Consider the following 771-nt stretch of genomic DNA (forward strand, 5'->3'; position numbering starts at 1 on the left):
GCGAGGATAGGAAGTCGCGATGCAAGATAAAGGCTCATCAGCAATGATGAGTCTTTTTTGTGTCTTCAATTAAACTTATTGGCTAGTTTTTGATAAATAAGGTATAATTGCGCATGCTGAACAAACCGTCGGTCTAGAATTGGCAACTGCATAGTGTAATTGTTGAGAATACGCGGTTTAAGCCTTTTAGATTGTTTAAAAGCTATTTTGCTTGAGTTAAAGCATCAGCGCCTTAATGATTGAATAGGAAGCGTTATTAGTTTGGTATAAATGATTATCGTATGCTTGGAGTAGCGTATTAATCAAGAAATGTTAACTTTAAATATGGACTGCAATCAGGGTGGTAATGGTTTATGGTATTGTTATTGTTGATACAAAGCCATTTACAGCATATAAAAGACTTGCGACCACTCAATCGACCACAATTTTATTTTTAAAGAATGCGAACATCAAGCCATTTGAGAGTGTTTAAATATTTTTGCCCACTCAATATTAAATATAATTTGCCTCTGCGGATATGTTCGCTTTGACTTAATTGTTGAAGCGTTTTTTTATATTTCAGAATAAAACAAACAAGTGTTAAAAGTTGCTTGTTTCAAATCATAAATTGCAATAAAAATGAAAAAAATGAAATTAATAACTTTGGTCACAAATGATATAATTAATATTAAATTAAACATAAAATAAATCCTTGGTTGATAAAATGGAGGAAAGGAGACCATAATGACGGAGCACAGCACAGCACAGCACAGCACAGCACAGCACAGCACA

The sequence above is a fragment of the Weissella kandleri genome (assembly GCF_045504165.1).
GTDB lineage: Bacteria > Bacillota > Bacilli > Lactobacillales > Lactobacillaceae > Weissella > Weissella kandleri_A.